The sequence below is a fragment of the Flammeovirgaceae bacterium SG7u.111 genome, from assembly GCA_034044135.1.
Taxonomy (GTDB): domain Bacteria; phylum Bacteroidota; class Bacteroidia; order Cytophagales; family Flammeovirgaceae.
In genome coordinates, this window is the sequence record CP139021.1 from 2,314,103 (window position 1) to 2,327,062 (window position 12,960).

Below are 12,960 nucleotides of genomic sequence, written 5' to 3' on the forward strand. Positions count from 1 at the left end.
ACTAAAGAACATACGATTATGAAAAATATAAATAAACATATAAAAATAATTCTAGCATCATTGGCCGCTATCTTGGTCATTGCGGGATGTAACGAGGAAAAGATCGAGCCTAACAAAGAGTTTACGGACTTGGCTCTTAGTTTTTCCACAGGACGATCTACTGCCAGGGAGTCGGCGGTCAATCAGTTCTACTCATTTATGGATATGTCCGCAGGCGGCACATATAGAGAATGGAGGATTCCTCAAGGAGCTTTTTTCTTGAAAGGACCCATCCCAAATAACTTGGAATATCATGATCAGTTCATTGTAAATCCTGGTGATACGATTTCTACTGATAGAACCATACACGTAATGTGGACTGAAGGAGATACTATTACTCCAGTAACATACTATGCAGAGTTTGAGGATTCTACCAGTTTCATTTTCCCATCGTATTGGGATACAGAGATAAATCAGGAAGTGAATGATACCATCAGTACTGTATTTGAAGGAGGCAAGTGGATAGCGGAGTACACGTTTACAATTGACGTTTATGATACAGTGGCAGCTACTCCAAAGATCATGTACATGGATCAGACCGAGATTGACTACGAAAATACCGCTTCTATTGAATTGACTTTTGGTGATACGCTTCTTTTTGAAGACTACAGCGCATTTGTGAACAATAACAATTCAAGGCCTGATAATACCGTATTCCGTTTGCACACCACCGAAGAAAACGAAGATGACAGAACGTATGTTCGGATTTTTGAAGACTTCCGAGATGGTGATTATGAGCGTAGAGTGATGGCTCCTTATGTATTTGAGAAACTTGGGGAATATCAGGTTGAACTGACCGCTACGAGAGATAGAACAGAACAATTGAGGGCTAATAGCGACACTTATAGCACCCCAATGATTATCAAAGTTGTTCCTAAGACTACGCTATTTGAAATTGAAGGCGATGTTGTGGAACTAGACGGTGATGTGATCGAAATTACATTGAACGATAAGTTGGCCAATGTTGCAGATAATTTTGCCACAAACTTTACGGTTGAGATTGATGGTAGTCCTGTAACGGTATCGTCTGTATCGAAAAGCTCTTCAAGTGCCAAAAAGTTGATTGTGACATTGGAAACACCACTTGTTCCTGAAGATGCCGGCAAATCGGTTACAATCTCGTACGACGGAGCAAACGCACTTCTTACTTCACTTGACGAACGTCCGTTGCAAGCGTTTACAGATGTTGCCATAGATGTATATGTTCCGCCTGTTGTAGCTTCATTTACAATGGACATGACTGAGATTGACCAAGGGCAAACAATCACGTTTACAAATACATCTGAAGAAGACCCTGATACGTATATGTGGACATTTGAAGGAGGAACTCCTGCTACTTCAACAGATGAAAATCCTACTGTAACCTACGCAGAGCCTGGTTTATACGACGTAACCCTTGTGGTAACTAGATCTGGCGATGGCAGCACCGACACGATGGTGATGGAAGATGTAATTCTTGTTAAGTCAAACAATTTGATTTTCAATGCTGGTACGGCATCCGATTTTGAAAGTGGGAGTGGCTGGTCCATTATTGAAGGAATAGATGCAGCAAATGTAGCCTATACAACTGCTGCTGGTGCAGGAGAAAGCATTGTTAGCTTGACAGTTCCTATGGGTGGCGATTTGAGTGGCGGTGGAGTACTTAGCTCCAACAAAATCAGCTCAATTCCTGCTGGAGATTATGTTTTCAAAACACGTTTCCGCAGTAACGGTGGTGGCTCAGAAGCTGCAGGAGGGGCACTTGAAATTAGGGCTTATATCCAAGACCATGCTACATTTACTCCAGGCCCTGGAAACGACGCAAATACTGCTCGCCAAATTATGGGTGTATTCAAGTTAGGAGGAATCAGCACAGCTGCAACCACTGATATCTGGAACAGTGCTGTTTTGACCGATTCCGATACTGATGATAACTGGGCTGACAGCGATGAATGGGTTGAAGTTGAGGTGGAGTTTACCGTACCAACCGAGCTGACAGATCATGCAGTGAAATTCCAAGTAAGAGTTGGTGCGGCACACGCCGCTACCGAGGATGCTGTAATTGAGCTCGATTACTTTGAACTTGTTCCAGCTAAGTAACCTAGATAAAGATTTAAATTTTCTTTTTTCATTTTATTTGTTTTAGGCTTCAGAAAGCGATCGAATGCTGCTCCCTCAATAAGGGGCAGCGAGATCGCTTTTTGAGTTTAAAGTGAAGTTTTCATTAGTTCTAGGTGGCAATGTAAAGACTTTTGTATAAGTAGGGGGAGAAAAAAGGCAGGTAAAAAAGGGCGAGCAGTACCTTTTCAAAGTAGTAGACTGTCCAATAGTAATATATGACTGGAGAGGGAATAGTAACTTCTCCGGAAGGTCGTTCATACGCCAATTAGATGGGGAGTGTTTAGGGAAAGCTTTGTGGGTTTTATACCTGTTTCAACTCTTTTTTGTGAAGAAATTTATGGTAAAATCAAGATGGTATTGCATCTTTGAAAGGATCTTTATGAATCTACTTGATAATTCTAGCAGTAGAAAATTTTAGGACTGAAAGTGAAGAGATTAGAAAAAATTAAACCTTCAAAAGGTTATTTTTCTAACTTCTAGCCTTCAGCGTCTAACTTCTTTTAAACTAGGTTTTCTAAGGTGTTAAATAATCTCATAAAGAACCTTTGGAATAATTAAACACACCGATAATAGCACCAAAATTTTTTAACAATATGAAAAAGATATTTTTAGGATTACTTTTTTGTTTGTTGCAAACCGTATTGCTTGCGCAAACCTTTACCGAATGGGAAAATCCGTTGATTACTGAAATCAATAAACTTCCTGCAAGAGCAACTTTTTATTCCTTTGACAACCAAGATGCGGCTCTTAAAAATGACAAAAAGTCCTCGCCTTGGTTCAAAAGCTTGAACGGGAGCTGGAAGTTCAACTGGGTAGCTACGCCAGAAGAAGCCCTCAAAGATTTTTATAAGAACACCTTCAATACGGATTCTTGGGACGATATTGATGTTCCTTCCAACTGGGAGTTAAGAGGACACGGTACGGCTATTTATACTAATACAACGTACCCTTTCGAAAACAATCTTCCTTTTATCAACCACAAAGACAACCCTGTAGGTTCTTATGTGAGGAGTTTCAAAATCGAGGAAAACTGGTCAGACAAAGATATTATCCTTCATTTTGGAGGGATCACTTCGGCGGCTTATGTATGGGTGAATGGCGAGTTTGTAGGCTACAGCCAAGGCAGTAGGTTGCCTGCAGAGTTTGATATCAGCCGTTTTGTAAAAAGCGGTGAAAATACCTTGGCGGTGAGAGTTTATCGTTGGTCCGATGGTAGCTACTTGGAAGACCAAGACCACTGGCGCTTGAGCGGAATCCATAGAGAGGTTTACCTCGAAGCCTTGCCAAAAGCCCGGTTCAATGACTTCTTTGTGAAAACAAAACTTGATGCTGAGTATAGAAATGCAAAGCTTCAAATTCGCCCTAAGGTGGTGAACAACTCTGGAAAGGATATCAATAACTGGAAACTAAAGGCAGAGCTTTTTGATACAGAAGGCAAGGGCGTAGGTACTCCTCAGGAAATTCCTTTGAAAAAAATCATCAAAGAATTTTACCCTCAGCGCGATAACGTCCCTTTTGCCCTCATGGAAATGGACGTTGAAAATCCTTTGAAGTGGACTGCGGAAACTCCAAATCTTTACAAAGTTCGTTTGAGCCTTTTCGATGACAAAGGCGAGTTGGTTCAATCTACATCAACAAACGTAGGGTTCAGAGCTTATGAAATAAAAGATGGAGAGTTTTTGGTGAATGGAAAGTCCATCAAAATAAAAGGTGTAAACCGCCACGACCACAATGAGCACGAAGGGAAAGTAGTTTCCAAAGAAAATATGCTTAAGGATGTGATGTTGCTTAAGCAATTGAATTTCAATTCGGTGAGAACTTCTCATTACCCTAACGATCCTTATTTCTACGAGCTTTGCGACATATATGGCATATATGTGATGGACGAGGCAAACCTTGAAACGCACGGAGTAAGAGGTGAGATTTCTAATATTCCTGAATGGAGCTATAGCATGCTTAGCCGAGCAATCAGAATGGTAGAAAGGGATAAAAACCACCCTTCTATTTTCATGTGGTCGTTAGGAAACGAGTCGGGAACTGGCCCTAACCACGCCGCAATGTCTGCTTGGATAAAAGAGTATGACGATACTAGACCTCTGCACTACGAAGGTGCGCAAGGTGACCCTACGCATCCAGACTATAAAAACCCTGCTGAAATAGGAGGAAAAGTAGCCAACCCAACCGATAGGTGGTATGTGGACATGCACAGCAGGATGTACCCTTCTCCTAAAGAGCTAAAAAAACTTTCTGAAATGACTGCCTTCGATGGTCGCCCAGTTCTGATGTGCGAATATGCCCATGCTATGGGGAACTCCTTGGGTAACTTCAAAGAATACTGGGATTTGATTTATTCTGACAAGCGTCTAATTGGTGGATATATATGGGATTGGATGGACCAAGGTTTGGTGAAGACGGATAAAAACGGGACGGAATATTGGGCATACGGTGGAGATTTTGGCGATAAAATCAATGATAATAATTTTTGTCTGAATGGAATAATCGCTCCAGACCAAACGCCAAAGCCGGGTGCGTTGGAGGCGAAAAAAGTCCTTCAACCTGTTTATTTCACTGATTTTGATTTTGCCAAGAAAACTGTCCAATTATCAAATAGACATCATTTTGTTGGCTTGGAAGATTATACATTATCTTGGGCTATCCTCGAAAATGGAAAAGAAATTGCCTCTGGCGAGCTGCCAACTGTTGTTTTACCGGCTGGTGAGAAGAAGGTCATTTCCGTTGAGCTAAAAGACTTTAAAACTAAAGCAGGAGCTGAATATTTAGTAGATTTCAGTGGAAAACTGAAGGTTGAGAAACCTTGGGCAAAAGTTGGGTACGAGGTTTTTTCAGCACAGTTTGCCGTTCCTCAAACTGTTTTTGGATTCATCCCCAAAACCTTGAACAAGAAAATAAACGTGGAAGAAGCAGCTGATGCTTGGAATCTTAGCGGGTCTAATTTCTCCGTTTCTTTCGATAAAGCTTCAGGATTGCTTTCTGGCTATAGTGCCAACGGAGTGGAGCTTATCCAAGAAAATTTGACCCCAAATTTCTGGAGACCTTCTACTGACAATGATAAGGCAGGAGGAAACCCTTATTTCAAAGAATCTAAATTCTGGGAAGAAAAGGGGCAAACCGCCACGGTAACTTCGCTGGACATACAGCAAGTAGCCGACCATACATTGGTAAAAACTGAATTGAAACTTGCCGATGTTTCAAGCTCGCTTTTCATCGATTACAAAGTTTATGGAAATGGCGTGATCAAAGTAGAATACAAGTTAAATGTGGAAGGGCAAGAACTCCCGATCATCCCAAGAATTGGCATGCAAGGTGGGTTCAATAAAAAGCTTTCTACTGTGGAGTGGTATGGAAAAGGACCTTTCGAAAACTATTCAGATAGAAGTTTTGCCGCTGAAGTGGGGATTTATAAATCAAGGTTGAGCGAACTGGACAAGTCTTACATAAAGCCTCAGGAATATGGAAACCGCACGGGCATGAGGTGGTTGAGCTTGACCAATACTAAAGGAAAAGGGCTTGAAGTAGTAGGGGTTGGGATGTTGAATTTCAGCGTTTGGGAATACACTCAGTCGAATATAGAAACGGCTGTCCATACCAATGAGCTAGTTCCTGCGGAGGCTTCAGTAGTGAATATCGACCTTGGGCAAATAGGGATAGGAGGGGACGACTCTTGGTCGAAACGGGCTGCCCCGCACGAAGAATACTTACTTAAGCCGGCTAACTATGAATATTCTTTCTTCCTGATTCCTAAAAAATAAGCTTCTATAAAATACATGATTAAAAGCAACTTGTGCAAGTTTTTACCGCTAGCACAAGTTGCTTTTTTTATAACTTCTCTTTTAGTTTCCCTGGTTGCTGGAAGTCCTTACCGGGGTGATGGTAACGGGACCAAGTAACCCTGAAGGTTGCCATTCCCAGTCAGATGCATTAAAGGGCTTATAGTTCAAGTCTACAAAATTTATTTCATGGTACTTGCGCCATTCTATCCCTTTCTTGTCCAAATCAATAATGCGGTTTGCCATCAGGTTAGCCACTTCAATTTTTAAGGTATTGCTTCCTTGCTTCAAATACGTGCCAATTTTAGCTTCAAACGGAACGTGCCAAAGGATTCCCACTTCCTTGTCATTTACCCAAACTCTAGCACTTTCTCTTACATCGCCCAAGTTCAACATGTATTCATCTTGGTTTTTATCAGCAAGTTCGAAAGTGGTGGTGTAAACGGCTTTTCCTGAAAAGCTCGATGCTATTTCATCGCCAAGGTCAGTCCATGAAGAAAGTTCGGTAAGCGTTTTAGGCTCGGGTAGGGTAGGGCCACCTTCTGTAAATTCGACCTTCCATTCATTGGAAAGGGTAAGGGCTTTCTCAGTATTATCTTCATATGCCCAGTTTTTAACCTCTTTTACCTTTTGGTTTACTGCTTGTAAAATCAGGCTGGCACCGGGCTCCATTTGTACATGAGTCAAGGTTTTCCCTTCTTTTATAGAGGTGGAAGATAGACCTATTTCTGAGGTTTGAGGGTCGAAAATAACCACGTCTTTGCTTTGGGCATTTAGCGGAATCCAAGCATCTATAGAGGATGCCGTATGGTTCACCACATAGTATAGCTTATCCCCTTCATAAGATTTTCGGATAAACTGTAGGCCAATATCGGTCAAGGCTTCTCTCTCTATGTTTAAATCTTCCAAGGTCTGCTGCATTTTAACAGAAAGCAATACTTGTCCTTTTCCCATTGGCATTTTCCGAATACCCTCAGTTTCTGTGGTAAATGCTAATTTGTCGAGAATGCTTTTTAGCTCCGCCCTTCTTTCAGCTAATTGGTTAAAGCCCGGAACGTCTTTAGGAAGTTCTTGAAAAATAACCGTTGCTCCATTTTCCGCCAAGGCTAATGCTTGCTTCAGCGTAACCAAAGGCATGAGTTCGCAAGCTGGCAAGATGAGTGTTTTGTAATGTTGCCCTTCAGCAGTAGCTATTTCCCCATTTTTCACCGTAGCATTTTTTAGCAGTTGGTCGGAAATGAAATCCATCGAATAGCCTTTTGAGTATAAGTCTTCCGACATCTTGTAAAATTGAGTTGGGTGCATCCATTCGTCAATATGGTGAATGCTCAATTGCTCCAACAGTTTTTCAGAATGTTGCCATACATCGTACACAGGCCAGTAAACTAAGAGTTCGTTATCAGGCTTGCTGCTTTGTAAGAACGATTGGCAACGGGCTATGTACTCGTGCAAACCTTGGCTATGGTCCCAAAAACTATTGGACGGAGCCATGTTTACGGAAGCATAAAAAAGCCAACCGGGCCAGGCTGCTTCTTTGGGCGAATAAGTAGTTCCATGATAAAATACATGGTTCACTCCTCCTAAAAATAGTTGCTCCACCGCAGGCTTGCATTGCGACAGCGGAACTTTGAAATGCTCGCCTTGCCAAGTGTAAGTTTCCGAAGCGACCAAAGGCTTCCCCGTCACATTTGCAGCCGAAGAGGCAAACTTCATCATGAACATGTCAGGCTCAATGTTTCTTCTGTCTACGGTATAGTTTGGTAAATTGGGGATTGGGAAAAAAGCAGAGCCAAACGTTTCTGTTTCGGGGATGTCAACGGCTGCATACAAATCTAACAGGTTTCCTGGTGAGCCATGTGCTTGGTTTCGGGCGATTGCCCCTTGTTCGTGTATCCATTTTGCCCATGGCTCGGAGAAGTTTTCGAGCAACATATCCGACATGGTTTCCCGGTAGTCAGACTTAATTCGGGCAATGGTATCGTTCTTTTCGGTGCTGATCAAAAGAGGGAGAAATTGACGTAAATCGTAGCCTCTTCTGGTTTGGAATTCTTCAAAAAACCTCGGAGAAAAATCTGCTCCATAGACCTCGTAGCTGTCATTAAAAAAGGAACGAACTCCTGTAGGTTTGTGGTCAAATGCCTTGTTGAATCTGGCTAAATAGGTATTTAATGCTTCTGCCGACATGTGGTCCATTGTATACCCTTCTCCGCCTGGAGCTGCTCTTTTTACTTTTTGGCGGGTTTTGCCCAAAAAAGCTGCATAAAGTGTCCATTTTCCGCTTTCGGGCGACCAAATTAAGGTGCCGTCTGCCTGTGTTTTATCGGTAATATTTACAGTTTCTCCTGTTTCAGAGTAGGCCATAAGTGCTAAAAGACCTACGCCCAACTCCTTTTGTTTGGGCTCATCTACTGTTATTTTTTCTGATAGCTTCTGTCCGGCAGAAAGCTGGTATTGTTGCACAATGAGTTTGCTTGCCGCTTCCTGCGGACTGATTTGCGGTCCACCAAACGGCCAACCTGTTCCCACGGTCATATCTACCCCCATGTCCAGCTCCTTTGCTTTTCTTACAGAAAACTCAAGTTGGGCCATCCATTCAGGAGAAAGAAAGTCGATGTACTTTTCTTCAAAACCAACCGCTCCATATATTGGGGCAATTTCTACCCCGCCTATGCCCACTTTTGCGTAGCTTTCAAGTAACTGTGATGTATTGACGCTATCCACTGCGCTACCCATCCACCACCAGCGTGCCCAAGGCTTCATTTCATTCGTTATTTCAGGCCAGTCTGTAACAGTTGGTTGCTCAGGTGCTTGTGGATTGCAGCTCGCTAGCAAGAACCAAATCATGATCCATTGTAGGTGGATTGTTTTCTTTTTCATATTTATAAGTTTTATCTCTATCGAATGGGCTGAGGTTATTGAATTTCCACTTCTATTGCTTTCCCATTTTTTTCTCCCAGATGAATGTATATAGATTTTGTGTTTGCTTGATAGTACCAGCTTTTGCTTTTGGTAGAAGGGTCATTGAGTTTTTCAAGCTCTTTTCCATTCACCTTCACCATTTTTGGTGTGTTTTCCGCATGTACTTGTAGTTGATATCCCCTTTCAGCAATTTGGAAGTCACCTTTAGGGGTAGAAATGTCTATTTCTACTTTCCCACTTTTCATTGTATTTGTTATTTCGGTAATAGCAAATTTTCCCTCTCTATAGTCCAAACTTCTGCCATCATCATCGTACAGGGAAAATTTACTTGTGATGCCTTCGGTAGGGTAGATGGCTACTTGAATTTCCTTCGCTGGGATTTTGCCTATAAATTGAGTTGGCTTTTGCATAGGAACAATTGCTCCTCCCTTTACGAAAATAGGAAGTTGGTCGAGTGGGGTAAGTACATTGAGGTATTGTTTTCCCTCGTATTGTTCACCAGTCCAGTAATCGAACCAAGTTCCTTCGGGCAAGTACACTACCCTGGTTTTTGCGCCTTTTTCGGTCACAGGGCAGATCATTAAATTTGCCCCAAACATATACTGATCTCCAATTTCATACACATTTATGTCATCTTGGTACTCCAATACCAGTGCTCGCATAAGAGGCATTCCCGTTTGGTGTGCTTCATAAGAATGACTGTAGATGTACGGAATAAGGCTGTACCTGAGCAGGTCGAATTTCTTGAAAATAGTCAATGCTTCTTCTCCATAATTCCAAGGCTCTTTGTAGCCGGGATGGTCCATGCCAAACAAATGTGCCACAGGGCTGAACATTCCAAACTGGCACCATCTGATGTAAAGCTCGGGGTCGGCATCATGTTCAAAACCACCCATGCAGTGCGCCCAATTGCTTACGCCCGAAACTCCAATATTCAGACCTGCTTTTATTACTGGGGCAAAATATTGCCACTCACTTGGCCAATCGCCTGCAAAAATATATGGGTAGCGCTGAATGCCGGCATAGCCCTCTCGGGTCATGTTCATTCCTCGCAAACCGTTGTGCTCACTAAATTTTTCGTAAGGAGCTTTGGCATAAGCTATTGGGAATACGTTGTGAAGTTTTTGAGCTTCAGGGCTTGTAGGCCCAGTTTTGTCACTTTCATTGGCTTTCCTTCCAAAGGCGCTTCCTTCGTCCGTTTTGAAGAACATGGCCTCAAGCGATGCTACTTTCATAGCACCATTTTCCCACCACCAATCAACTGATTTTTGGTCGAAAAAATTGACAAACTCTCCAGGGTTGTCTTCTTCTGGATAGACAAATCCTTTTTCTCTTGCTTGGTCTAGTAAGTTGAGCGTGTTGCCATTGTCAAATCGAGGCCTGATATGCACCCCAACCATGTTCAAATCCATGGCATAAAGGCTATCGAACATCGCTTTTGGATGTTCGAAGGTGGGTCTCCACTCAAAAGTCGTAGCTCCTTTGCCGCCACTTTTCCCGAAAATTCGCCAAGTAGAATCCAAGTGCAATACATCTAGGGGAATGCCCAATGCTCTGAACTTACGCGCAAGAGCCACTACATAATCGGTAGAGGTCATTTCTTCATGCCCCCATGTTCCACCGCTGTAAGTGCCTACTTGCAAGCCGTAGCCAAACTTGGGCATCATGGGCGATTTTCCTGTAATATCTGTATAATGATCGAGGATGTCGCTGAAGCTTGGTCCGTACATAAAATAATAATCCAGCTCGCCATTTTTTGCGCCAAACGAAAAGCTTTCATTGTTGCTGCTCCCCATGTCCCACTCCGTTTCGTAGGAATTGTGGAGGAAAATCCCATACCCTCTGGTACTCATGAAAAATGGGATGGGGCTGTAGTTTGCGGCAAGCACATTGTAAGCCCCGATTATGTGAGGTCTACCAATACCTCTCCCAACAGTTAGGTCAACTTTTTTCCCTCTTCTATCAAGGAAATCCATCCTCTCTCCAAAGCCGAAAAAATGCTCGTCGGGGAAAAGCCGCTTTTGGGCTACTACTTTTGTTCCTTGGGTGTAATGCCCTTTTGGGCTGGTTTGTGTTTTGTCTGTGGAGAGAATGTTGCCATTATGGTCGGCTATGCTGATAGAAAAAGGTGCTTTTTCTATGCTTATTTTTAGTTTTTCGGTAGAAAAGGCAAAATTATTTTGTTCTTCTTGAGCCTCAACTTTTACGGGTGGCCAGTCGTATTTGATGACCATCCAAGGCTCGTCAGCTTCAAATTCTTTGCTCCAACTTGTTCGTATGCGTAGTATTTCATTAGAGCAAAATTCTAATTGTACCTCTGCGTTTTCGTATGTAAAAGAAAAGGTGTTTCCTTCTTGTTTGAAACTCGATTGATAGTTTCCTATGCCTATTTGGGCTTGTGATGAAAAACATTGGGTAAGGAGTAGTCCTATAGTGAGTATTGTGAAATTGAGTTTCATTTTATGTTTAAATTTTCGAATTATAAAAAGCGCAGGGTTGCCCTCTTGTACTTTTATGGATAACTATATATGAAAAAAAAGGGAGAGGATTTATCTCCCCTCCCTTACAAGCTGTTCAATTAATTTGAGCGAAAATATTATTCTTAATAACCAGCATTTTGTTCGTAAAGCCCAATTTTTACATCTAACTGGCTTTGGTGAATAGCATAGATAATATCGTTTTCATTGATATTATTAATGACACCTGAAGCGTCGTCAACAGCTTCCCATGCCCTCATTACCTCTAGCACTTTGCCAGTCCTAACAAGGTCATGCCAGCGCAAACCTTCTCCGGCAAACTCCTTTGCTTTTTCAGCCAGCAACATGTCCAAATCAACATTTGAGACAGCATCTAAGCCTGCCCTTGTTCTTACTTGGTTTACAATCTGATCAATCTCTCCTTGGCTTCCGCCTGTTTGCAGCAATGCTTCGGCTTTCATCATCAATACATCCGTGTATCTTATTACTGGGAAGTTGATGCCCCAGTTGAAGCGATCTGCAGGGATTTGTGTCAAGTCTAGGAATTTTGCAAACTGTGGTGCATTCACTACGTTTCCGTTGGCATCTTCGTAGGTCATTAAGAAAGTTGCATCAAGCCTTACATCATTGTCATCAAAGGATGCCATAAACTGGTTGGAAGGCCTGATGGGCGAATCGCCAGAAACACCACCAGGGAAAGGCATGGCTACTTGGCCAAAGGCTTCATCGTACATGGTAGTAGGCAAGATCGTACCTATTCCCCTATCACCAGTTGCACCATCGTTGATGGCTTGTATGTCAAATACAACATCAGGGTTGTTTTCATTAGTATAGCTAAAAATGGAGGTATAATCAGCTACCCAGCTAAATTCTCCTGAATTGATTATTTCATTTAACAAAGTCAGGGCATCGTTGTACTTGTTTGCAGCCATTCCTGGGCCATCTATGCCAAAGGTAGGTCCTGACATGGTAAGATAGACTTTTGCCAACATGCCTTTTGCGGCAAATGAAGTAGCCTTTCCTTTTATACTGTAAGAAGCTGGTAGTTTACTTGCAGCATCGGTCAAGTCAGCCATGATGAGGTCATACACTTCAGATACAGGTGCTCTCGGTATTTCCAATGCTTCAGACGGGGCGATGGCGTGGTCAAAAACTGGCACTTTACCAAACCAACGTACCAAATCGAAGTAGAAGAAGGCTCTTAAAAACTTTGCTTCGCCTATCATTCTATTTCTGGTGGTGGCATCTGGTACGAGTGACTCGTTTATCTGGTCAAGTACGGCATTAGCTCGCAATATACCGTTGTAATTAGCATCCCAAGCTTCTGCCATGAGACCATTTGTAGCCAAGGTTCTCTCAAAATTATTTACTGGATTCCAAGCCCTTACCCCGGTTCCTGGAGAATAAATAAGGTCGGAACGAACATCTGAAAGATAAAACTGCCTTACCTCGTAGCCTCTTAATCGGTTATAAGTGGCAGTTACCGCTTGCTCGAAGTCATCGGTATTTCTATAAAAATTTGCTGCTGTGTTCTCTGAAATAGGAGCTTGGTTTAGCTGGTTTTCACAGGCGCACAATCCTATCAATAGTGATATATATATGAATATTTTATTTTTCATTTTCTTTCTTGGGTTTTA

At 42.3% G+C, this 12,960-nt stretch carries 5 protein-coding genes; 2 read left to right on the forward strand and 3 right to left on the reverse strand.

The features are described from left to right. Positions 1–18: 18 nt before the first annotated feature. Both R9C00_09095 and R9C00_09100 read left to right on the forward strand, forming a co-directional pair. Complete coding sequence (locus tag R9C00_09095; GenBank protein ID WPO37604.1) at positions 19–2,118, forward strand: PKD domain-containing protein; 2,100 nt, start codon at positions 19–21, stop codon at positions 2,116–2,118. A gap of 614 nt (positions 2,119–2,732) precedes the next feature. Next, on the forward strand, positions 2,733–5,909 hold the full coding sequence (locus R9C00_09100) for a glycoside hydrolase family 2 TIM barrel-domain containing protein (protein ID WPO37605.1): 3,177 nt from the start codon (positions 2,733–2,735) through the stop codon (positions 5,907–5,909). A gap of 81 nt (positions 5,910–5,990) precedes the next feature. Here the strand turns inward: R9C00_09100 and R9C00_09105 are convergent, their stop codons facing one another. The 3 genes from R9C00_09105 to R9C00_09115 all read right to left on the reverse strand — a co-directional run bounded on the left by R9C00_09105 (position 5,991) and on the right by R9C00_09115 (position 12,942). Further along, a complete protein-coding gene (locus tag R9C00_09105) occupies positions 5,991–8,804 on the reverse strand; it encodes a glycosyl hydrolase (GenBank protein ID WPO37606.1) in 2,814 nt (937 codons plus the stop codon). A gap of 35 nt (positions 8,805–8,839) precedes the next feature. After that, complete coding sequence (locus R9C00_09110; GenBank protein WPO37607.1) at positions 8,840–11,305, reverse strand: glycoside hydrolase family 31 protein; 2,466 nt, start codon at positions 11,303–11,305, stop codon at positions 8,840–8,842. 143 nt (positions 11,306–11,448) lie between these two features. Further along, entirely contained in the window at positions 11,449–12,942 is a 1,494-nt protein-coding gene (locus R9C00_09115; GenBank protein ID WPO37608.1) for a RagB/SusD family nutrient uptake outer membrane protein, read from the reverse strand. Positions 12,943–12,960: the final 18 nt, after the last annotated feature.